Consider the following 21,103-nt stretch of genomic DNA (forward strand, 5'->3'; position numbering starts at 1 on the left):
TCTTACACCGATGACGGCCCCTCGACGGGGTTTTCATTCACTCAATTCACTGTCATTGCAGCGCCAAAGCGCAAGAAAAGGAACCCATCATGCTGAGCATCAAAGGCCTGAAGGTCAAACTGGAAGAAGAAGACAAGCAAATCCTGAAGGGTGTCGATCTGGAAGTCGAAGCCGGTAAGGTCCACGCGATCATGGGGCCGAACGGGTCCGGTAAATCCACCCTGTCCTATGTGCTGTCGGGCAAAGACGGCTACGAGGTCACCGAAGGTTCCGCCCATCTGGGTGACATCGACCTGCTGGACCTTGAGCCGGAAGAGCGCGCGGCCGCTGGCCTGTTCCTCGCCTTTCAGTACCCCGTTGAAATCCCCGGCGTTGGCAACATGACTTTCTTGCGCACCGCTGTGAATGCGCAGCGCAAGGCCCGTGGCGAAGAAGAGATGTCTGCCGCGGAATTCCTCAAGGTTGTGCGCGCCCGCGCCAAAGAGCTGAAGATCGACGCTGACATGCTGAAGCGCCCCGTGAACATGGGCTTCTCGGGTGGTGAGAAGAAGCGTAACGAGATCTTGCAGATGGCGATGCTTGAGCCGAAAATGTGCATCCTCGACGAAACGGACTCCGGTCTGGACGTCGATGCGATGAAACTGGTTGCTGACGGCGTGAACGCGCTGCGCACCGAAGGCCGTGGTTTCCTTGTGATCACCCACTACCAACGTCTGCTGGACCACATCAAACCCGATGTGGTGCACATCATGGCAGATGGCCGCATCATCAAGACCGGCGGCCCCGAGCTGGCGCTGGAAGTCGAGAACAACGGGTATGCCGACATCCTGTCCGAGGTGGCGTAATGGCCGAAGCAGCGACACAACAAACCCCGACCGAGGCGTTGATCGCCACGTTGGACCTGCCCCAAGGGGGCTGGTCCAATGCGGCGCGCAAGGATGCGTTGTCCCGTCTGCAACAGGCAGGTCTGCCCGAGCGTCGTGACGAATACTGGAAATACACCCGCCCCGATACGCTGACCCAGCCGCAGGCTGTCTCTGCCGCGGTGCGCGCGTCCGAAGACGTGGCCCTGTTTGATCAGATCGACCGGCTGAAGCTGGTGTTCGTCGACGGTGTGTTTGATGCCGATGCGTCGGACGATCTGGCGCTTGAGGGCATCACCATCGAACGGCTGGCCCAGGCGGATGCCGATCTGCATTGGGCGCGTGATCTTTACGGGACGCTGGAAAAGAACGGCCAGACGCCTGTGGCACGGCCCTTGGCGGCGCTGAACACGGCTTTTGCCGCGGATGGTGTGTTGATCCATGTAACAGACAAAGTTTCGAAGCCGGTGAATATCGTCTATCGCCGGACCTCCGAGACAGCGGATGTCATGCTGCACCACGTCGTCAAGCTGGACGCCGGCGCTGAATTCACGCTGCTGGAGAACGGCCCCGTCGCCGCGCGCTTTAACGGTGTGCTTGAGGTTGAAGTCGCGGATAACGCGTCTTTCCACCATGTGCGCGCCCAAGGCCGCGATCACGAACAACGTGCCGCGACGCATATCTTTACCCGTTTGGGGACTGAATCCGCGTTCAAATCCTTTACCCTGACCGCCAATGGCGTGATGACACGCAACGATTGCGTGATCGAGCTGACGGGTGACGATGCTGCCGCCCATGTGGCGGGGGCCTGTGTGGGCGACGGGGGGGATTTCCACCACGACGACACGGTGTTCATCACCCATGACGCGGTGAACTGCGAAAGCCGTCAGGTGTTCAAGAAGGTACTGCGCAACGGGGCGACCGGTGTGTTCCAAGGGAAGATCCTGGTCAAGGCCGACGCGCAAAAGACCGACGGCTACCAGATCAGCCAGTCGTTGCTGCTGGACGAAGACAGCCAGTTCCTTGCCAAGCCAGAGCTTGAGATCTACGCCGATGATGTGGCCTGTTCGCACGGCTCCACTTCGGGGGCGATCGACGAGGACGCGCTGTTCTATCTACGCTCGCGCGGTGTGCCGCACAACGTCGCGACGGATCTGCTGACATTGTCCTTCCTGGCCGAGGCCGTGGAAGAGATCGAGGACGAGACCCTGCGCGAAGAGATCACCGCACGGCTTGCCGCGTGGCTTGAGCGGCACGCAGCCTGATGGCGGCGACACGCGATATCGTGGCCAGCTACCGCAACCCCGCCGCCGTTGTGCGGCGGTTGTTGGGGCAGGGCCCGCGGGAGGATCGCAACCTGGTCTATCTGATGGTCGCGTGTCTCATCTTTTTCGTGGCCCAGACCCCGCGTCTGGCCCGCGAAGCCCATGTCAACGGCACCGAGCTTGACATGCTGCTGGGGGCGACCCTGCTGGCATGGCTGTTCATCGCGCCGCTGATTTTCTACATGCTGGCGGCGGGGACGCAGATCATCCTCAAGGTGATGCGCGGTCGCCCCAGCGGCTATAGCACGCGGCTGGCGCTGTTCTGGGCCTTGCTGGCGTCCAGCCCGCTTGTGCTATTGCACGGTCTGACGGCGGGGTTCGTCGGCGAAGGGATCGAATTGCGCATCGTCGGTCTGGTCTGGCTTTGCGTGTTTTTATGGTTTTGGATCAGCGGGTTGCTGGTCGCATATCGGACACGCTCATGAATGCCCCTGATACAAGATCGGTTCTGACCGAGCTGGTCGTGCTTAGCCTGCGCGACCCGCGTGCCGCCGCGAACCAGATCATGGGGTGGCGCCTAGGGCGGGACGTGCTGTGGACCGCGCTGGCGCTGGCGGCGGCGATCAATACGTTGATCTTCTCGGTCAGTCTGGTGCTGCAACCGACGCCCGCGATGCCTGCGTTCTTTACCAGTCCGCTGGCGATGTTTGTCCTGCTCTCGGGCGTCCTGGTGATCACGACCCACGGGCTTTACTGGGCCGGGCGTGCGCTTGGGGGCGAAGGCGACCTTGGCGATGTGCTGGCCCTGGTGGTGTTCTTGCAGATCCTACGCATCATCGCGCAGGTGGCGATTTTCCTGCTGATGTTCGTCTCTCCGGGGGTGTCGGTGCTGGCATCTTTGGCGACGGGCCTTATCGGGCTTTGGATATTGGTCAACTTCATCGCCGCCGCCTTCAACTTTACCGGACTGGGCAAGGCTGTCGGCGTTTTGCTGATTTCTATGGCGGCCATCGTTCTGGGGCTTAGCCTGCTTCTCTCTATCGTGGGCGTTGCCGCCCAAGGAGTGCTTCTTGATGTATGACGTAAACACCATCCGCAGCGACTTTCCGATCCTGTCGCGCGAGGTGAACGGCAAGCCGCTGGTCTATCTCGACAATGGGGCCTCGGCTCAAAAGCCGCAGGTCGTGATTGATGCGATCAGCCGCTCGTACAGCCATGAATATTCCAATGTTCACCGCGGCTTGCACTATCTTTCTAATCTGGCAACCGATCAGTATGAATCCGTGCGCGGCACTGTGGCACGGTTCCTGAATGCCGGAAACGAGGATCACATCGTCTTTACCTCCGGCACGACAGAGGGGATCAATCTGGTCGCTTACGGTTGGGCCATGCCGAACCTGCAGGCAGGGGACGAGATCATCCTGTCGGTGATGGAACATCACGCCAATATCGTGCCGTGGCATTTCCTGCGCGAGCGTCAGGGCGTCGTGATCAAATGGGTCGATGTGGACGCCTCTGGCGCGCTTGATCCGCAAGCCGTGATTGACGCCATCACCCCCAAGACCAAGCTCATTGCCGTGACGCAGGTGTCGAATGTTCTGGGCACGGTGGTGGACATCAAGGCGATCACCGCAGGGGCCCATGCCAAAGGCGTGCCCGTCTTGGTTGACGGGTCGCAGGCGGCGGTGCACATGCCTGTGGACGTGCAGGATATCGGCTGCGATTTCTACGCGATCACGGGTCACAAGCTTTATGGTCCCTCGGGGTCCGGCGCGATCTATATCAACCCCGATCGCATGGCCGAGATGCGCCCGTTTCTGGGTGGCGGCGATATGATCCGCGAGGTCACCAAAGACGGCATCACCTATAACGATGCCCCGATGAAGTTCGAGGCGGGCACCCCCGGCATCGTGCAGACCATCGGCATGGGGGTGGCGCTGGATTATATGATGAACATCGGGATGCAGAATATCGCCGCCCATGAGGCATCCTTGCGCGATTATGCCGTGTCGCGTCTGTCGGGTCTGAACTGGGTGCAGGTTCAGGGCACCACGCCGGATAAGGCCGCGATCTTCAGCTTTACACTGGACGGAGCGGCGCATGCGCATGATATCTCTACCATTCTTGATAAAAAGGGCGTGGCGGTACGTGCGGGGCAGCATTGTTGCGGGCCGCTGATGCAGCACCTAGGCCAGACCGCCACCTGCCGCGCGTCCTTCGGGATGTACAACACCAATGCCGAGATCGACACGCTGATCGAGGCGCTTGAACTGGCGCATGATTTGTTTGCGTGACCCAAGGCTGATTTTGTAATTGCAGGGGGCGGGTAGTCTGGCTATACCGCCCCTAGATGGACCCTTAGCTCAGCTGGATAGAGCGCTGCCCTCCGAAGGCAGAGGCCAGAGGTTCGAATCCTCTAGGGTCCGCCATCTTCCCTTAAATGAGCTATGTTTGTGTGGGGCTTCGCCCTCAGGCCTGCACGGCTTCTGGCGTGTCGCCTGTCGTTGCAGGGGTAGGGGTGTCGTCCGTGTTGTCAGCGGCTGACAGGATCACGGCGGGCTGCTGTGCGGCGACGGTGGCAAATTCCATGTGGAAGGTCGTGCCTTCGCCGACAACGCTGTCGTAGAACAATTTGCCAGACATCTGCCGGGCCAGCTGTTGCGAGATATGGAGCCCCAGACCGGACCCCTGTGTCGCATATTGCCCGCCGTTCTTGACCTGTTCAAAGCGGCCAAAGACCTGCCCCTCCATCCCGTCGGGAATGCCACGGCCGCTGTCCTTGATTGACAGGCGCACATGGCCGTTGCGGATGGATAGGCTGCCTTCAACGGTGCTGCCCTGTTCGGAGAATTTGATGGCGTTGGACACGAGGTTGTCGATGATCTGGCGGAGGGCAAAGGCGTCACCGGTGATCGTTGCAGTCTGATCCCCCTTCGGCAGCACGAGGTCGATCTTCTGCTCGGCGGCGAACATCTTGTTCTCTTCCAGGCTTTCTTTCAGTAGCGCCCCCAAATCGACCGGCAGCGCGTCAAGCGACAGCGCGTCCACGTCGATCTTTTGCGCCAGCAGGATGTTATCGACCAGACGGGACAGGCGCATCCCGTTGCGCTGCGCGATTTCGAGGGGGGAGCGGATGCGCGCGTCGATCTCGCCCAAACGCCCGCTAAGCGCCAGCGCCAGCCCGCCCTTGAGCGAGGTAAGCGGCGTGCGCAGCTCGTGACTGACGACAGAGATAAATTCATCCTTGGCGCGGTTGGCCTCGTCGGCGCGCAGCAGCGCGTCTTCGAGGGCGCGGGTGATGACGATACGGTCGGTGATATCGACCAGAGTAATGCTCCACCCCAGAATGGCACCGTTCGGGTCCAGCGGGCTTTCGATTTCCTGAATACGCGGGTCATAGATGCGCTGTTCGATGGTCAGGGATGCGTCCGTCGTGCGGGGGCTGCGGGTGTCGATCTTGGCCAAAAGGGCGTCGGCTTCGGCTTTGGACAGGTTGCACAAGCCGCTGCGTTTCGCGGCAGAGTTCATCAACGTGACACGGCGGTTGTTGTCGATCAGGATCACCGGTTCGCTGGTCGTATTGAACAGGATCGACTGCCCGATCGACGCCATGTCCATCGTCTTGTTTGTCAGCAGCATGAAGGTAAAGGCCAGGATACCGACGGTGAACATAAACGCCGTCGGGTCCAGCCCGAAGACGGTGAAGCCGAAAATAACGTAAGCCGCATTGGCAGATAGCGGGGTGATCGTGACGACCGCCAGCATCGTCAGCAGCGGCCAGGCAGAGCGGCGGGCGCGGGCAAAGGCCTTGATCAGCGCATAGAAGGTCGCGGCGACGAAAGTATACAGCACGGCCGTGATCGCAAAGAACCCCGGCCCGTGGATATAGGTGATCTGCCGGTCACCGGGCAGGATGGCCGTCTCGGCGGTATAGACCAGCTGGTGCATGCTATTGGTTGCAGCAAAAACAAAGCAGCCCACGGGCACCAGCACCAGCGCGGCCATCACACGCTTTTTCGACAGCCATTCGGCCTGATGCACATAGGCGAAGACAAAGAAGCACCACGCCACAGGTACCAGCGCATTTCCCAGCCATGCGACGACGGCCATGTCGAACTGGCAGGCAAAGGACGGGGTGGAGGCTTCGGCCCCGACGGTGATCAGGGTCCAGATCATTGCGATGAAGGTCAGGGCGTAGAACCGCTTGCCGTGGAAGTGCTGGTATTTCAGCATGCAGACCATAACGACCGCGGCGACAGCGCTCACGCTTGCGGCAGCCCAGAACACGGGCTGCATAGCTACACCTTCAAAGCACGTTGTCATCAATTCACCCACGGACTGCGTCTTTGCAAAGCAATCTAGGCATACGGATGTGTTGAAACTTTGACAGAAGTTAGACAGCGGGCCCGTGCGTTCGGGGCCCTCGTTCTGTGTCAAAGACAATACAAGGCATAGTATAGCTTTGTGCCGTGATCATGCGTGTGTGGGATGTGGGGTCAAGCGCTGGACGGGTTAAACACTGGCCTGAACGCAAAAGAAATCCCCGCAAAACCGTGGTTTGCGGGGATTTTGAACTTGGGGGTAGGGAGAATCCCCATTAGCGGCGGCGGCCACCCTTGCGGCCAGCGCGCCCACGCCCCTCTTGACCGGCCTTGGGCGCGACCTTGTTGAACTTGATCCATTCGGTGCCGTGAGGGTCGCGGTCGAACAGGAAGTTGGCGGCGCGGATCGCCTCCATCTCTTTGCCGGGGGTGGGCTTGGTCGATCCCATCCCGAAGAGCGTCACAAAGGTTTCGTCGTCGATCTCGTCCGGCAGGATGATGCCCGCCGTCACCAGTTCGGCCTTCTTCTCGGCGATCTTGGTCTGGTTCACGGGCAGGGTGATCGGGTTCATGATCGCGGAGGTCATGCCAGCGCCCATTGCCATCGGCAGGAAAGCATTGTTGATCCCGTGACGGTTGGGCAGGCCAAAACTGATGTTGGAGGCACCGCAGGTCGTGTTCACGCCCAGTTCCTCGCGCAGACGGCGCACAAGGGTAAAGACCTGATGCCCCGCCGTCGCCATCGCGCCGATGGGCATGACCAGCGGGTCGACCACGATATCATGGGCGGGAATACCGAAGTCGGCTGCGCGTTCTACGATCTTCTTGGCAACGTCGAAACGCACGTCGGGATCTTCGGAAATGCCCGTGTCGTCGTTCGAGATCGCAACCACCGGCACGTTGTATTTCTTGACCAGCGGCAGCACGAGCTCCAGCCGCTCTTCCTCGCCGGTGACCGAGTTCAGCAGCGGGCGTCCTTCGCAGGCCTCAAGACCGGCTTCCAGCGCACCGGGGACCGAGCTGTCGATGCACAGCGGGATGTCGACGACGTTTTGCACGACGCGGATCAGTTCGGGCATCAGCATCGGTTCGACAAAGTTATTATCCGCATAGCGGGGGTCTTCGGCCATCTTGTTCGAGAAAACGGCACCCGAGTTCACGTCCAGAATATTCGCGCCCGCCGCGGCTTGTGCAATGGCGTCCGCCTCGACGCGGCTGAAATCGCCACGCTCCAGCTCTTCGGCGAGGATCTTGCGGCCGGTGGGGTTGATCCGCTCCCCGATCACGCAGAAGGGCTCGTCAAAGCCGATGATCGCTGTTTTTGTTTTGGATTCGACGACAGTTCTGGTCATGGTGTTCAGTCTTTCCTTAGACGGAGTTGGCTGGCTGAGCAGCGGGTCCGCCATTTTCAATGGCCCAATTGGCATTCGTCTTGATCCCACCCAGCGGGAAGAAATGCACATGGGTAATGTTGAAATCTGGGTTGGCGGCTTTGTGGGCGGCCAGTTCGGTGATCACATCTGTCGGCTCGTAGGGCAACAGCAGTTTGGTGACATCCATCGCGCGCTTTTGCAGCACCTTCAGCGAAGGGCCGACCCCGCAGGCGATGGCGAATTTGATCAGGGTTTGCAGCTTGGCGGGGCCTGCAATGCCGATGTGGATCGGCAGATCGATGCCCGCGTGTTTCAGGCTATCGGCCCATTCGATGATCGGCTGCGCCTCGAAAGCGAATTGTGTGGCGATGGCCATCTTCGCGTCCGTCCGTTCGGAGAAACCCTGCTTCCAGCGCAGCGCATCATCCACCCGTAGACGTGATCCATCGGTGTCGATGTCGCGGTTGCCTTCGGGGTGGCCCGCGATGTGCAGCCGTTCAAACCCGTGTTTGTCGAACAATCCGGTGTCCATCAACTGCATGGAGTCGCTGAAATCGCCGTGGGGCGTCGCAACGCCACCGGCCAGCAGCAAGGCTTGGCGTACGTCAGCCTCGCCCTGATACATGGCGATCCAGTTTTCCAGCGTGGCACGATCCTTGATGATGCGGGCGGGAAAGTGCGGCATGACCTTGTAGCCGTCCGCATTGAGCCGCGCGGCGGTGGCAACCATGTCTTCGATCGGGGTGCCATCGATATGCGCGATATAGACCCGTGTCCCCTCGGGCAGCAGATCGCGGAAGTCTTCGACCTTTTCCGCCGTGCGGGGCATCACCTCGATCGAGTAGTCGCGCAAAAAATCCGCGACCTCGGGGGTAGGCAGATCGGACACTGGGGCTTCTTTGCGCCGGAAGTTCAAAAGGGACATGAGCATTTCTTTCATGAAGGGATCAACTTTTGCACCGGCAACAGGCGGTCAGGCCCAGCCGTCATTGGCAATCAGCGTCTTGATGCGGTCACGGTCGAACTCTGCGTCGATGCGCGCGACCTCTGCATCGGCCACGGCGTCGGGTTCGCCGTCGACCGTATAGGGATCGGCCTTGCGCCATTCGGCCAGATAGGCATCGCTGTCATCCGCGCCGATTTTCATCGCGGCACGGTCGATGGCCTGTTCGAAGCGTTCAGGCAGCGGACGCTTGGACCCGCGACGGCCTTTGCCGACGATGACCTGCGCAGGAATATCACGCCAATAGACGATGGTAACTTCGGGCATGATTGATTCCTCTGCTGTGCTTGTTTTTCTTAGCGGCTGTTGATCTGTCCCCGTCGCCGTTTTTCGACATTCAGAACGGCGTCTGCGACGTGGTCACACTACAGCGGGCAACCGCGACAGGCGAGGGGGGCGGGGCGTCATAATTCTCAAGATGGTTGTGAGGGCGACTATAAGCTTACGCTGCCGGATCTCTGGTTTCCCGCTTGCCCCTTGCCCGCAGAAACATTACCTTGGGGGCAACTCAATATGAAAGGCGCAATCATGGCGCCACAGCGTCCCAAAGGTGCGGGCGCGCTCGATGTACCGCCGGCTCTGAGCCCCGCGCCAGTTCCGCCCAGATCGACCGAACTTTATGCGGCCCTTGATCTGGGCACAAATAGTTGTCGCATGCTGATCGCACAGCCAAAAGGCAGCGGTTTCCATGTCGTCGATAGCTTCTCGAAGTCCGTCCAGCTTGGGGCGGGGCTTGAGAAAACCGGGCGATTGTCGCGCGGATCGATGACGCGTACCATTCAGGCATTGCGCATCTGCCAGCAAAAGCTGCGCCGTAACAAGGTGCGGCGCATGCGGCTTGTCGCGACCGAGGCGTGCCGCCGTGCCGCCAACGGTGCGGAATTCATGCAGCGTATCCAGCGCGAGACGGGGCTAAAGCTTGATATCATCAAGCCCGAGGAAGAAGCGCAGCTTGCCGTGATTTCCTGCGCGCCGCTGGTAAACCGCAAGACACACAACCTGCTGGTGGTGGACATTGGCGGCGGCTCGACCGAATTGGTCTGGATCGACATCTCGAAGGTGCCAAAGGCGGATCGTGCGCAATCCATCATGCGGCTGCATGGGGGCTTCCATCAGGCGAAAACAGACGTGCCCGCCGCGCGTGTGGTCGACTGGATCAGCGTACCCCTGGGCGTGGCGACCCTGCGCGATCAATTCTCTGACGTGGAAGACGACGCCGCACGCTTTGCCTTGATGAGCTGGTTCTTCGAGGAGAACCTGACCGACTTCACCCCCTATCAGTCGATCCAGTCGCAGGACCATTTCCAGATTGTAGGCACCTCGGGCACGGTCACCACTGTTGCTGCCAGCCATTTGGGGCTAAAGCGCTACGACCGGACAAAGGTGGACGGGCTTCGCATGACCTCGGCGCAGATCGACAAGGTGATCCATTCCTATCTTGCGATGGGGCCGGGCGGGCGGCGTGCCGATCCGCGTATCGGGCTGGACCGTCAGGCGTTGATCATGTCAGGGGCCGCGATTTTGCAGGCGTTGATGCGGTGCTGGCCGACGGATAGATTAAGTGTTGCAGACCGTGGTCTGCGCGAGGGGCTGCTCTATGCCCAGATGAGCGCGGATGGCGTTTTGGAAGAAGGATTAGGCTGATGGCGAAAACTCCGACAGGCAAGACGCCCACGGGCGGTGCGTCGGGCGGGAAGACCCCCACTGGCAAGAATACATCAGGGCGCGGCCAGCGTGACCTCAAGGTCAAGGTCAAGTCGGCCCGCGGGCGCAAGCTCAGCTCGACCCGTTGGTTGCAGCGCCAGTTGAACGATCCTTATGTCAAACGCGCCAATGCCGAAGGGTATCGCGGGCGCGCGGCTTACAAGATCATGGAGCTCGACGACAAATACCGCTTTCTGGTGCCCGGTGCGCGGGTTGTCGACCTTGGCGCTGCCCCCGGCGGCTGGTGTCAGGTCGCGGTCAAACGCTGTAACGTTCTTGGCGAGAAAAAGGGCAAGAACGTCGGCACCATTCTGGGGATCGACCTGCAAGAGATGGAGCCGATTGCAGGCTGCGAATTGCACCAGCTTGATTTCATGGAAGACGACGCGGACGAGATCGTCAAAGGCTGGCTGGGGGGCAAGGCCGATGTCGTGATGTCCGACATGGCGGCGTCCAGCTCGGGCCACAAGCAGACCGACCACAACCGGATCATCGCGCTGTGCGAAGCCGCGGCCTATTTTGCTTTTGACGTGCTTGAGGATGGCGGCACGTTTGTCGCGAAAGTGCTGGCCGGCGGGGCGGAGGGCGACTTGCAACAGCTCCTCAAACGTCGGTTTACCAAGGTCGCCAATATCAAACCTCCCGCCAGCCGGTCCGACAGTTCCGAGAAATTCGTGGTCGCCACCGGTTTCAAAGGGGCGCTACCCGAAGACCAGGAGAATCTGTAGGCCCCGCACCGCCCTAAGACGTACGGAATTATCAAATGTGATGCGGCAGTTAGACGACTGCCGCATTTTTTTTGTGCGGCGGATGCGTTTGCTCTCTTACATATTCGTGAAATGGACCTAAATTGGATCATCGCGCCGCGGCAAAGTTCAATTGCTGCGACAAGAAGCCCTCATAAATCCGTATTTTTCCATCGCAATTTGCGAAAAGAGGGCTGGTCGTTTTGGCGTGGCTCATGACATAGTTGCGGCCATGTCTTTGTTCCTGATTATAGCCCTCCCGTTTCTTGGCGCCTTGCTGCCCGGCCTGATGTATCAGGCAGGCCGTCAAAGCTGCTTTTTGGTGACCTTTCTGGTGACGGCCTGCGCCGCGATCGGTCTTGCGACACATGCACCGGCCGTTCTTGCAGGCGAGGTCGTGACCGCCAGCCTCTCGTGGCTGCCGCAGCTGGGGTTGAACGTGAACCTGTTCCTCGACCCGCTGGGGTTGATGTTCGCGGGTCTGATCCTTGGGATCGGGATGCTGATCATCCTTTATGCGCGGTTCTATCTGTCGCGTGACGACAATATGGGCGCGTTCTTCACCTATCTGCTGCTGTTCCAAGGTGCGATGGTCGGGATTGTTCTGTCGGATAACATCTTGATGTTGCTCATTTTCTGGGAGCTGACGTCGCTGTCGTCCTTCCTGCTGATCGGGTTCTGGAAGCATCTGCCCGAAGGGCGTCAAGGCGCGCGTATGGCGTTGACCGTGACGGGGATGGGCGGTCTGGCAATGATCGGTGGCATGCTGCTGCTGGGGCAGATCGTGGGCAGCTATGACCTGACCGTGATCCTCGAGAACCGCGAGCTTATTCAAGCGTCGCCGCTGTATCTGCCTGCGCTGATCCTGATCCTGCTGGGCTGTTTCACCAAATCCGCGCAGTTCCCTTTCCACTTCTGGCTGCCGCACGCGATGGCGGCCCCGACGCCTGTGTCGGCGTATCTGCACTCTGCCACGATGGTGAAGGCGGGGCTGTTCCTGATGGCGCGCATGTGGCCGGTGCTGTCGGGCACTGAAATCTGGATCGTGCTGGTCTGCTCTGCCGGGTTGATCACGATGGTGCTTGGCGCGCTGATCGCGATTTTCAAAAACGACCTCAAGGCGCTGCTGGCATTTTCCACCGTGTCGCATCTGGGGCTGATCACCTTCCTGCTGGGCACGGGCACCTCCTTTGGGGCGATGGCGGCGGTGTTCCACATTCTGAACCACGCGAGCTTTAAGGCCGCCTTGTTCATGAGCGCGGGTATTGTCGATCACGCGGTCCATACCCGCGATATGACCCGACTGGGCGGCTTGCGCCGTCTGATGCCGATCACCTTCGCGATTGCCACGTTGGCCGCATTGTCGATGGCGGGTATTCCGTTGCTGAACGGGTTCCTGTCCAAAGAGATGATGCTGGAAGAGGCGCTGCACACCACGCTGTTCGGCTCGCCCTATCTGGTGGCGGCAGTGGCAACGCTCGGCGCGCTTTTCTCGGCCGCGTATAGCTTCCGGTTTATTGCGCATACCTTCCTGGGCAAAGAGCGGAACGATTACCCCGCCAAACCCCACGACCCCGAGTTTGGCCTGTGGATTTCCCCGGCTTTGCTGATCATCCCCGTGATCGTCATCGGTGTGGCACCGTTCCTGGCGGAACCCTTTGTGCGCACCGTGACCCAAGCGGTCATCGGCTCTGCCGCCGAGATGCCAAGCGCGCATATCAAGCTGTGGCACGGCTTCGTGCCCGCGCTCGGCATGTCGGCGATTGCTGTGGTGGGTGGTTTGCTGCTGCTCGCCGCCTTCGGCCCGCTGGCGCGTCTTTGGGCCGCCACCCCGCGCCCCGAGGCCAAGGACATCTTTGACCGTATCATCGCCGCGGCCGTGGGTCTTGCCGGTCTGGTATCGGAGCGTCTGCACAACGGGTCCTTTACCCGCTACGCCGCCGTCTTCGTGACCGCCGTCGTCGCCATCGGGGCGCATGCGTGGTTTACCGGCACAGATGGCGCCCCCGCGCGCGAGATGCTACCCATCACGCCCGTCGGCTTTGCCGGTTGGCTGATGCTGATGATCGCGACGGGTTTCCTTGTGACGGTGCACCGCAACCGTCTGGCGGTTCTGATCCTGATGGGGATTATCGGCTTGATGGTATCGGTCGGGTTCAACTATTTCTCGGCCCCGGATCTGGCGCTCACGCAGATCTCGGTCGAGGTGGTGACGATTGTCCTGTTGCTGCTGGCGCTCAACTTCATGCCCAACAGCACGCCTAAGGAAAGCACCATTCTGCACCGCAGCCGCGATATCGTGGTATCGGGTGTGGCAGGGCTGGCGGCAGCCGGCTTGATCTATTCGATCCTGATGTCGGATTTCCCGATTGCCTCTATCGCGGACTACCACCTTGCCAATTCCTACAAAGGCGGCGGCGGCACCAATGTGGTCAACGTGATCCTTGTGGATTTCCGTGGCTTCGACACCTTTGGCGAGATCATCGTTCTGGGAATCGCCGCGCTGGTCATCTATGCGCTGACAGAGGCGCTGATGTCCGGCCCTGTGCGCGCGCGTCTGTTGAACCGTGGCTATGAGGAAGAGCGCGCGGGCGATGCGCATCCGCTGATGATGGTGGTGCTGACACGCGTGTTGATGCCTGTCGTTCTGCTGGTCGGTGTCTATATCTTCCTGCGCGGTCACAACGAACCGGGCGGTGGTTTTGTCGCCGGTCTGGTGGTCGCGATCGCGGTCGTGATGCAATATATGGCCAGCGGCTTTGCCTGGGCGGACAAGCGCCAACGCTATCATTACCACGGGATCATCGGGGCAGGGGTGCTTTGCGCGGGTCTGACCGGTATCGGTGCGTGGTTTGCCGGTGCGCCGTTCCTGTCCTCTGCCTTTGGCTACTTCCGCATCCCCCCGATGGAGAAATTCGAGCTCGCCACCGCTATGGGCTTTGACCTTGGGGTCTTCCTCGCTGTTGTCGGCGCGGTGATGCTGTCGCTTGAAAGTTTCTCGCGGTTGGGCCGTCGCGCCGGCATCGAGGAAAGCGAACACGCTATGGATATCGACCCGTCACGGGATGAACCGAAAACCGAGACGGAGACCTGATATGGAGCTTTTAGTCGCGTCCGCCATTGGCGTTCTCACCGCTGCCGGGATCTATCTGATCCTGCGCCTGCGTACCTTTCCCGTGATCATCGGCACCTCGCTGATCAGCTATGCGGTCAATGTGTTCCTGTTCGCCTCGGGACGGCTGGCGTTGAACGCCCCGCCGATCCTGCGCGACGGGGTCGAGGTCTATACCGATCCGCTGCCCCAAGCGCTGGTGCTGACGGCGATCGTGATCTCCTTTGGGATGACAGCCGTGGTCGTGATGATCGCGGTCGGGTCCTACCTCAGCGCGGGCGATGATCTGGTCAACGAACCCGACACGCTGGCCGGAGCCGATACCGCAGAACCCTCCCCACGCGGAGGAGGCCCGGCATGACCCATTGGCTTATTCTTCCGATCGTTCTGCCAGCCATGCTGGCGGCGTTCATGGTGCTGGCCGCGCGCTATCACCTGCTGATCCAACGGGTGCTGTCCGTTACGGGCACGCTGGGGCTGCTGGCACTGGCGCTTGGGCTGTTCTGGCAAGCCTCTGGCGGGACGGTCAGCCTGTACCAGCTTGGCAACTGGGCGGCACCTTTCGGTATCGTGCTGGTCGCGGATCGTCTGTCGACGCTGATGGTCTTGCTGACCTGTGTGCTGGCCGTGCCGGTGCTGCTTTATGCGATCGGGTCGGGCTGGGATAACCGTGGGCGGCATTTTCATCCGCTGTTCCAATTCCAGCTTATGGGCATTCTCGGGGCCTTCCTGACCGGCGACGCCTTCAACCTGTTTGTTTTCTTCGAAGTGTTGCTGATCGCCTCTTACGGGTTGATGATCCACGCGGGCGGGCAACGGCGTCTGCGCGCGGGGACGCAATATGTGCTGTATAACCTGCTGGGCTCGACCCTGTTCCTCTTTGCCCTTGGCACGATCTATGCCGAGACAGGCACGCTGAACATGGCCGATCTGGCGATGCGTGTGGCGACGCTGGATGCGGGCGATGGTGCGGGTATTCGCGTCGCGGCGGTGCTGTTGCTGCTGGTCTTTGCGGTCAAGGCCGCGATCTTGCCGCTACATTTCTGGCTGCCCGCCAGCTATAGCGAGGCACCGGCCCCGGTGGCGGCGCTGTTCGCGATCATGACCAAGGTCGGGGCCTATTGTATCATCCGTTTCTACACGCTGGTTTTCCCCCCCGATCTTGAGATCACGCAGGGGCTGTTTGATGTCTGGCTGATGCCCGCCGCGCTGCTGACCGTCGCCCTTGGTATGGCGGGCGTGTTGGGGGCCAAAAGAGCCGACCGCATGGTCGCGTTCTCGGTGATTGGGTCGATGGGCATGCTGCTCGCTGCCGTGTCGGTCTTTACCCCTGCCGGTATTTCCGCCGCCCTTTATTATGCGATCCATTCCACTTTTGCCGCCGCAGCGCTGTTCTTGCTGATCGACGTGATCCGCAGCCGTCGCGGCGCGGCCGAGGTGTCCTTTGTCGATGCGCCGCCGCTGGCAGGTGGGGCGCTTGTCGCGGGTATGTTCTTTGTCGCGGCGATTGCCATGACCGGTTTGCCGCCGCTCTCGGGCTTTCTGGGCAAACTGCTGATCCTTGACGCGGCACGCAGCGCTGATCTGATGTGGTGGGTCTGGGGTGTGATCCTTGTCGGGTCGCTGATCGCGGTTGTCGGTTTTTCCCGCGCGGGGAGCCAGATTTTCTGGAAAGCGCACCAGTCCGCCCCAGAGGCAGCCGAGGGTGATGAGGCACCGGTCGTTGCCGAGGGGCAGGGCGTTTTGCCGATGGTGGCCATTGGCGGGCTGCTGGCCCTGCTTGTCGCGCTGACCGTTGCGGCGGGGCCCATGACCCGCGTGCTGAATGCGACCGCTGCCCAGCTGTTTAACCCCGAACGCTATCTTGCGGTGGTCCTGACCACGCCGGGTAAAGAGATCACGGACCATCACGCAGAGGATGACCACGGCGATGCCGAGGGATCAGCCGATGCGACAGAGGACCACGGCGCAGAGGATGCCGCCGCACCAGAAAAGGATCACTGATATGTTGTCCCGACTGCTTCCGCACCCGATGCTGACGGCGATCCTCGCGATTGCCTGGTGTCTGCTGGTCAATGAAATCAAGCTTGGCACCGTGGTCTTTGGTGTCATTCTGGGGCTGCTGATCCCGATTGCCACCGCGGCCTATTGGCCTGACCGCCCGCCGGTCGCGAAACCGGTCAAGCTTCTGGGCTATCTGATCATGGTCATGTGGGATATTCTGGTCGCCAACGTCGTGGTTGCGATGATCGTCCTGTTCAAGTCCAACAAGAACATGCGCCCCGCCTGGGTCGTGATCCCGCTAGAACTGCGCACCCCCGAGGCGATCACCATGCTGGCGGGGACAATCACCCTGACGCCCGGTACGGTGTCGGCGGATGTGTCCGAAGACGGGAAAGCTTTGCTGGTCCATGCGCTGGATGCAGAAAACCCTGACGCGGTGCGTGACGATATCAAACAGCGCTACGAGCGTCGCCTGAAGGAGATTTTCGAATGATTCTGATTGCTCTGAATATCGCCTTTGTCGCTGTCGCGGTCTCGCAGCTTCTGGCGATGCTGCGGTTGTTGAAAGGCCCCAATACCGGCGACCGTATCCTGTCGCTGGATACGATGGTGGTGAATGCGATTGCCCTGATCATCCTGCTGGGGATGCGTTTGGGCACCGACATCTATTTTGAAAGTGCGATGATCTTTGCCATGCTTGGCTTTGTGTCGACCGTGGCCATCGCGCGCTTTGTGCTGCGAGGTGATATCATTGAGTGATCTACCCCTAATCCCCGAAATCATCATCTCGGCCCTGCTGATCGTGGGCGGGTTCTTTACCCTTGTCGGTTCCATCGGTCTGATCAAGCTGGACAACTGCATGTCCCGTCTGCACGCACCGACCAAAGCCTCGACACTGGGCGTGGGATCGCTGCTGATGGCGGCGATGATCTATTCTTTCGTCTCCGGCACAGGGTCGCTGCACGAGATTCTGGTAATGGCGTTCTTGTTCGTCACAGCCCCCATCACCGGCAATTTTATCGCCAAGGTGAATTTGCACAGGCTGCATCAGACCAAGGATATGCCGCCAGCGCCCAGTGATCACGTCTGGGGCACATACTCCGACAAATAAGCCAAGCCCGCGCCCCAAAGCGCGGGTTTTTTCTTGGGCGCAAGGAAGGTCGGGTAGGGCGTCTGACGGCGGATCAAAGAAAATTTCAATTTTCCTGCCGATCCATGCAAAACCCCGCTTGACGCCATCGCGAGCAAACCCTATCACCACCAAACGCTTCGACGGCAACGACGAAGTACGCAGTGGGCGGTTGTAGCTCAGTTGGTTAGAGTACCGGCCTGTCACGCCGGGGGTCGCGGGTTCGAGCCCCGTCAACCGCGCCACCGCTGCATTTTATCAGATATTTTGATAACAAGCACACGCCCTTCGGGGCGTGGTTTGCTTGTGCGTTCAGACCCCTGATTTCCGCCTAGGGCAGGGGATTTCGGGTGCTGATTCATGCGCAAAATGCGGCGATGAAAATTTCCAAAATTCTTTGTAGTTTTCTGCGGTTAATCGCTTGACGCTCTGCGCTGGTTATCTTATTCCGCCCTTACTGCGCGGTTGTAGCTCAGCTGGTTAGAGTACCGGCCTGTCACGCCGGGGGTCGCGGGTTCGAGCCCCGTCAACCGCGCCACTTCTCCCTTTTTAGATTTATGATTTACCTCGTCCTAAAAAGGGAAAAGCGGGCCGTTAGGCCCGCCCGTTTGCTTACGTCATCGCATCCAAAATACGTGCCCAGCTTCGGATTCCCTTGTGGAAGCTTTCGAGGTCGTATTTCTCGTTCGGGGAGTGGATGGCGTCGTCGTCTTTGCCGAATCCGATCAGCACCGGCGTGGTATCCAGAATTTTCTGGAAATGCCCCGCAATGGGAATCGATCCGCCACATCCGACATAGGCAGCGGGGACGTTCCATTCATCGGTCAGCGCTTTGCGGGCATCTTCAAATGCGGGGGCGGTGGTCTCGAAGACCGATCCTTGGCTCGACCCGTGGGCGTGGAAAGTCGCTTCGCAGTCCTCGGGCATCATGTCTGTCACCATCTTGCGAAAGCTTTCGCGGATGACGTGCGGGTCCTGGGTGCCCACCAGACGGAAGCTGATCTTGGCGTGGGCCTGCGAGGGCAGCACGGTCTTGAAGCCGGCACCTGTGTATCCGCTCCACATGCCGTTGACCTCGCACGTGGGGCGCGACCAGATCATCTCGATCGGCATGCGGTCCTGTTCGCCGGCGGGTTTCGACAGGCCCACATCGCCAAGGAAACTGTCGTGATCAAAGGCAAGCCCTTGCCACTGCGCCTGAATATCGTCGGGCAGTTCTGGCACCCCGTCGTAGAAACCGGGCACCGTGATGCGGCCCGTGTCATCGTGGAGGGAGGCGATGACCTTGGACAGGACGCGCGCGGGGTTCATCGACACGCCGCCGTACATGCCAGAGTGCAGATCAAGATCAGGGCCGGTGATGGTGACCTCTTCGCCCATCAAGCCGCGCAGCATCGTCACGATTGACGGCACCTTGGATTGGAACATGCCCGTGTCGCAGATCATCGCATAGTCGGCGCGCAGCTCGTCTGCATTCTCTTCCATAAAGGGTACCAGCGACGGGGAGCCTGATTCTTCCTCGCCCTCGAAGAAGAAGGTCATGCGGCAGGGGAAATCGCCATTGACCGCTTTCCACGCGCGCAGCGCCTCGACAAAGGTCATCAGCTGGCCCTTGTCATCTGCGGCACCGCGTCCGCGGATCACGCGGCCTTTTGCAGTGTCCTCGACGGCAGGATCAAAGGGATCGCGGTGCCACAGGTTCAGCGGATCGACAGGCTGGACGTCATAGTGACCGTAGAACAGGATATGCGGCTTGTCGGCGGGGCCGTCCACATGGCCCACCACCATCGGGTGACCGGGGGTGGGGCGTTTGGTGGTCTTGATGCCGATGCTGTTCAGATCTTCGACCAGCCAATCGGCGGCGCGGTCGCAGTCTTCCTTGAACGCGGGGTCAGTCGAGATAGAGGGGATGCGCAGCAGATCGAGCAGCCGGTCGGTGGCCGCATCCAGATCATGATCGATCCGTGCCAATACGTCGGGTAGGGACATGGGGGTAAACCTTTCTGTCAGGGTGAAGATTGCCGCGACCGTATCAGCGCGCTTGGCCGTGTCCAGTGGTGCGGCCGAGGTGCCCGCAGCTTGCGCGCCATACCGCGTGAGAATCGCTTGAGAATCAGGGCTTTGACGCAAGCGGGACAGCCTGCAGGTTTCCGATGCGCGACATCCGACCGCGATGCGACGCGCCCCGGGGCGGCACCTGCGACAATCGGTTCCTATTAAGGCATTGAATTGAATGGCTCTAAACTATATTCATTCTAAAGCACGAATATGGCGAATGATCCGGTTGCCTTTGCTGGTCCCGCCACCGACGAAGGAGCAAGGCGCAATGGACTATACCAAACAGCTTGATCAGGCGATTGACCGGCTGCACGAGGAAGGTCGCTACCGCACCTTTATCGACATTGAACGCCGCAATGGTCAATTCCCCCACGCTGTCTGGACCCAACCCGACGGGCAAGAGAAGAATATCACCGTCTGGTGCGGGAATGATTACCTAGGGATGGGGCAAAACCCTGTCGTTCTGGCCGCGATGCACGAAGCACTTGAGGCGACGGGTGCAGGGTCGGGCGGGACGCGCAATATCTCGGGTACTACGATTTACCACAAACGTCTCGAGGAAGAGCTGTCGGATCTGCACGGCAAGGAAGCCGCCTTGCTGTTCACCAGTGCCTATATCGCCAATGACGCGACGCTCAGCACGCTGCCCAAGTTGTTTCCCGGTCTGATCATCTATTCCGACGAGCTGAACCACGCGTCGATGATCGAAGGGGTCCGCCGCAATGGCGGGGCCAAGCGTATCTTCCGGCACAACGACGTGGACCACCTGCGCGCGCTTATGGCCGCCGATGATCCCGCCGCACCCAAGCTGATCGCCTTTGAATCGATTTACTCGATGGATGGCGATTTCGGCCCGATCGAGGCGATTTGCGACATTGCCGATGAATTCGGCGCGCTGACCTATATCGACGAGGTCCACGCCGTGGGGATGTACGGCCCGCGTGGGGCAGGGGTCGCCGAGCGTGATCGCCTGATGCACCGGCTGGATATCATCAACGGAACGCTTGCCAAGGCCTACGGCGTGATGGGTGGCTATATCGCGGCCTCGGCCAAGATGTGCGACGCCATCCGGTCTTACGCGCCGGGGTTCATCTTTACCACGTCCCTGCCGCCAGCGGTTGCCGCCGGTGCTGCGGCCTCGGTCGCCTACCTCAAGACCGCGCCCGAACTGCGCGAGAAGCACCAGCAGCAGGCCAAAGTGCTGAAACTGCGGCTCAAGGGCTTGGGTCTGCCGATCATTGATCACGGCAGCCATATCGTCCCTGTGATTGTCGGAAACCCCGTACACACCAAGATTTTGTCGGATCGCCTGCTAGAGGATCACGGTATCTATGTGCAGCCGATCAACTTCCCCACCGTGCCCCGCGGGACAGAGCGTTTGCGCTTTACCCCGTCGCCCGTACATGGCCCGCTGGAAATCGAAGGGCTGGTCCACGCGATGGACGCTTTGTGGTCCCATTGTGCGCTGAATCGTGCCGAAATGGCGGGGTGACCCCGAATATTTCGTATAGTCCGTTGATTTAT

Annotated in this window: 19 protein-coding genes and 3 tRNA genes; 17 read left to right on the forward strand and 5 right to left on the reverse strand. The window is 60.3% G+C overall.

Annotated features, from left to right (window positions below; translation table 11 throughout):
- Positions 1-89 precede the first annotated feature (89 nt).
- The 6 genes from sufC to ABM428_RS08665 all read left to right on the forward strand — a co-directional run bounded on the left by sufC (position 90) and on the right by ABM428_RS08665 (position 4,557).
- Complete coding sequence (sufC, locus tag ABM428_RS08640; RefSeq protein ID WP_005853235.1) at positions 90-845, forward strand: Fe-S cluster assembly ATPase SufC; 756 nt, start codon at positions 90-92, stop codon at positions 843-845.
- Positions 845-2,128, forward strand: a complete 1,284-nt coding sequence (gene sufD / locus ABM428_RS08645) for a Fe-S cluster assembly protein SufD (RefSeq protein ID WP_132996681.1) — start codon at positions 845-847, stop codon at positions 2,126-2,128. The genes sufC and sufD overlap by 1 nt, the downstream gene beginning before the upstream one ends.
- Complete coding sequence (locus ABM428_RS08650; RefSeq protein ID WP_132996680.1) at positions 2,128-2,613, forward strand: YIP1 family protein; 486 nt, start codon at positions 2,128-2,130, stop codon at positions 2,611-2,613. The genes sufD and ABM428_RS08650 overlap by 1 nt, the downstream gene beginning before the upstream one ends.
- The gene (locus ABM428_RS08655; protein WP_132996679.1) at positions 2,610-3,209 is read left to right on the forward strand and encodes a Yip1 family protein; all 600 of its coding nucleotides are present in this window, start codon (positions 2,610-2,612) and stop codon (positions 3,207-3,209) included. The genes ABM428_RS08650 and ABM428_RS08655 overlap by 4 nt, the downstream gene beginning before the upstream one ends.
- A complete protein-coding gene (locus ABM428_RS08660) occupies positions 3,202-4,422 on the forward strand; it encodes a cysteine desulfurase (RefSeq protein WP_132997184.1) in 1,221 nt (406 codons plus the stop codon). The genes ABM428_RS08655 and ABM428_RS08660 overlap by 8 nt, the downstream gene beginning before the upstream one ends.
- A 58-nt stretch (positions 4,423-4,480) precedes the next feature.
- Positions 4,481-4,557, forward strand: a tRNA-Arg gene (locus ABM428_RS08665).
- A gap of 40 nt (positions 4,558-4,597) precedes the next feature.
- On the opposite strand, the gene ABM428_RS08670 is transcribed toward ABM428_RS08665, so the two are convergent.
- The 4 genes from ABM428_RS08670 to ABM428_RS08685 form a co-directional block, all read right to left on the reverse strand.
- On the reverse strand, positions 4,598-6,424 hold the full coding sequence (locus ABM428_RS08670; protein ID WP_132996678.1) for a histidine kinase N-terminal 7TM domain-containing protein: 1,827 nt from the start codon (positions 6,422-6,424) through the stop codon (positions 4,598-4,600).
- A gap of 301 nt (positions 6,425-6,725) precedes the next feature.
- On the reverse strand, positions 6,726-7,802 hold the full coding sequence (locus ABM428_RS08675; RefSeq protein WP_005853246.1) for a methyltetrahydrofolate--corrinoid methyltransferase: 1,077 nt from the start codon (positions 7,800-7,802) through the stop codon (positions 6,726-6,728).
- 16 nt (positions 7,803-7,818) lie between these two features.
- A complete protein-coding gene (locus ABM428_RS08680; RefSeq protein ID WP_132996677.1) occupies positions 7,819-8,748 on the reverse strand; it encodes a methylenetetrahydrofolate reductase in 930 nt (309 codons plus the stop codon).
- A 48-nt stretch (positions 8,749-8,796) separates the two neighbouring features.
- Positions 8,797-9,093: a virulence factor gene (locus tag ABM428_RS08685; protein WP_005853250.1), complete on the reverse strand. Its 297-nt coding sequence runs from the start codon at positions 9,091-9,093 to the stop codon at positions 8,797-8,799.
- Between the two features lie 261 nt (positions 9,094-9,354).
- Between ABM428_RS08685 and ABM428_RS08690 the strand changes: the two genes are divergently transcribed.
- The 10 genes from ABM428_RS08690 (at position 9,355) to ABM428_RS08735 (ending at position 18,059) form a co-directional block, all read left to right on the forward strand.
- Positions 9,355-10,470 (forward strand): Ppx/GppA phosphatase family protein, encoded by a 1,116-nt coding sequence (locus ABM428_RS08690; protein ID WP_005853251.1) that lies wholly within the window; start codon positions 9,355-9,357, stop codon positions 10,468-10,470.
- Positions 10,470-11,258 (forward strand): RlmE family RNA methyltransferase, encoded by a 789-nt coding sequence (locus tag ABM428_RS08695; protein WP_005853253.1) that lies wholly within the window; start codon positions 10,470-10,472, stop codon positions 11,256-11,258. The genes ABM428_RS08690 and ABM428_RS08695 overlap by 1 nt, the downstream gene beginning before the upstream one ends.
- Before the next feature lie 250 nt (positions 11,259-11,508).
- Positions 11,509-14,370 carry a monovalent cation/H+ antiporter subunit A gene (locus ABM428_RS08700; protein ID WP_132996676.1) on the forward strand — a complete coding sequence of 954 codons (2,862 nt, stop codon included), beginning with the start codon at positions 11,509-11,511 and terminating at the stop codon, positions 14,368-14,370.
- A gap of 1 nt (position 14,371) precedes the next feature.
- Positions 14,372-14,749 (forward strand): Na+/H+ antiporter subunit C, encoded by a 378-nt coding sequence (locus tag ABM428_RS08705; protein WP_005853256.1) that lies wholly within the window; start codon positions 14,372-14,374, stop codon positions 14,747-14,749.
- Positions 14,746-16,392: a monovalent cation/H+ antiporter subunit D gene (locus ABM428_RS08710; protein WP_353627854.1), complete on the forward strand. Its 1,647-nt coding sequence runs from the start codon at positions 14,746-14,748 to the stop codon at positions 16,390-16,392. The genes ABM428_RS08705 and ABM428_RS08710 overlap by 4 nt, the downstream gene beginning before the upstream one ends.
- Position 16,393: 1 nt before the next feature.
- Positions 16,394-16,885, forward strand: a complete 492-nt coding sequence (locus tag ABM428_RS08715; protein ID WP_037966473.1) for a Na+/H+ antiporter subunit E — start codon at positions 16,394-16,396, stop codon at positions 16,883-16,885.
- Positions 16,882-17,151, forward strand: a complete 270-nt coding sequence (locus ABM428_RS08720; RefSeq protein WP_005853262.1) for a K+/H+ antiporter subunit F — start codon at positions 16,882-16,884, stop codon at positions 17,149-17,151. Before ABM428_RS08715 ends, ABM428_RS08720 begins: the two co-directional genes overlap by 4 nt.
- Positions 17,144-17,503 carry a Na+/H+ antiporter subunit G gene (locus ABM428_RS08725; RefSeq protein WP_005853264.1) on the forward strand — a complete coding sequence of 120 codons (360 nt, stop codon included), beginning with the start codon at positions 17,144-17,146 and terminating at the stop codon, positions 17,501-17,503. Before ABM428_RS08720 ends, ABM428_RS08725 begins: the two co-directional genes overlap by 8 nt.
- A 186-nt stretch (positions 17,504-17,689) precedes the next feature.
- A tRNA-Asp gene (locus ABM428_RS08730) sits at positions 17,690-17,766 on the forward strand.
- A gap of 216 nt (positions 17,767-17,982) precedes the next feature.
- Positions 17,983-18,059 (forward strand) — tRNA-Asp (locus tag ABM428_RS08735).
- A gap of 74 nt (positions 18,060-18,133) precedes the next feature.
- Here the strand turns inward: ABM428_RS08735 and ABM428_RS08740 are convergent.
- Positions 18,134-19,510 (reverse strand): M20/M25/M40 family metallo-hydrolase, encoded by a 1,377-nt coding sequence (locus ABM428_RS08740; protein WP_037944162.1) that lies wholly within the window; start codon positions 19,508-19,510, stop codon positions 18,134-18,136.
- A 337-nt stretch (positions 19,511-19,847) separates the two neighbouring features.
- Here ABM428_RS08740 and hemA point away from each other — a divergent pair, with 337 nt between their 5' ends.
- A complete protein-coding gene (gene hemA / locus ABM428_RS08745; RefSeq protein ID WP_132996673.1) occupies positions 19,848-21,071 on the forward strand; it encodes a 5-aminolevulinate synthase in 1,224 nt (407 codons plus the stop codon).
- Positions 21,072-21,103 lie beyond the last annotated feature (32 nt).

The sequence above is a fragment of the Sulfitobacter sp. TCYB15 genome (genome assembly GCF_040435955.1).
GTDB classification, from domain to species: domain Bacteria; phylum Pseudomonadota; class Alphaproteobacteria; order Rhodobacterales; family Rhodobacteraceae; genus Sulfitobacter; species Sulfitobacter pontiacus.

Bases quoted from the DNA above. Each gene is read 5' to 3' on its own strand.
- sufC (WP_005853235.1), top strand. From the start codon at position 90: ATGCTGAGCATCAAAGGCCTGAAGGTCAAACTGGAAGAAGAAGACAAG.
- sufD (WP_132996681.1), top strand. From the start codon at position 845: ATGGCCGAAGCAGCGACACAACAAACCCCGACCGAGGCGTTGATCGCC.
- ABM428_RS08650 (WP_132996680.1), top strand. From the start codon at position 2,128: ATGGCGGCGACACGCGATATCGTGGCCAGCTACCGCAACCCCGCCGCC.
- ABM428_RS08655 (WP_132996679.1), top strand. From the start codon at position 2,610: ATGAATGCCCCTGATACAAGATCGGTTCTGACCGAGCTGGTCGTGCTT.
- ABM428_RS08660 (WP_132997184.1), top strand. From the start codon at position 3,202: ATGTATGACGTAAACACCATCCGCAGCGACTTTCCGATCCTGTCGCGC.
- ABM428_RS08670 (WP_132996678.1), bottom strand. From the start codon at position 6,424: ATGCAGCCCGTGTTCTGGGCTGCCGCAAGCGTGAGCGCTGTCGCCGCG.
- ABM428_RS08675 (WP_005853246.1), bottom strand. From the start codon at position 7,802: ATGACCAGAACTGTCGTCGAATCCAAAACAAAAACAGCGATCATCGGC.
- ABM428_RS08680 (WP_132996677.1), bottom strand. From the start codon at position 8,748: ATGTCCCTTTTGAACTTCCGGCGCAAAGAAGCCCCAGTGTCCGATCTG.
- ABM428_RS08685 (WP_005853250.1), bottom strand. From the start codon at position 9,093: ATGCCCGAAGTTACCATCGTCTATTGGCGTGATATTCCTGCGCAGGTC.
- ABM428_RS08690 (WP_005853251.1), top strand. From the start codon at position 9,355: ATGGCGCCACAGCGTCCCAAAGGTGCGGGCGCGCTCGATGTACCGCCG.
- ABM428_RS08695 (WP_005853253.1), top strand. From the start codon at position 10,470: ATGGCGAAAACTCCGACAGGCAAGACGCCCACGGGCGGTGCGTCGGGC.
- ABM428_RS08700 (WP_132996676.1), top strand. From the start codon at position 11,509: ATGTCTTTGTTCCTGATTATAGCCCTCCCGTTTCTTGGCGCCTTGCTG.
- ABM428_RS08705 (WP_005853256.1), top strand. From the start codon at position 14,372: ATGGAGCTTTTAGTCGCGTCCGCCATTGGCGTTCTCACCGCTGCCGGG.
- ABM428_RS08710 (WP_353627854.1), top strand. From the start codon at position 14,746: ATGACCCATTGGCTTATTCTTCCGATCGTTCTGCCAGCCATGCTGGCG.
- ABM428_RS08715 (WP_037966473.1), top strand. From the start codon at position 16,394: ATGTTGTCCCGACTGCTTCCGCACCCGATGCTGACGGCGATCCTCGCG.
- ABM428_RS08720 (WP_005853262.1), top strand. From the start codon at position 16,882: ATGATTCTGATTGCTCTGAATATCGCCTTTGTCGCTGTCGCGGTCTCG.
- ABM428_RS08740 (WP_037944162.1), bottom strand. From the start codon at position 19,510: ATGTCCCTACCCGACGTATTGGCACGGATCGATCATGATCTGGATGCG.
- hemA (WP_132996673.1), top strand. From the start codon at position 19,848: ATGGACTATACCAAACAGCTTGATCAGGCGATTGACCGGCTGCACGAG.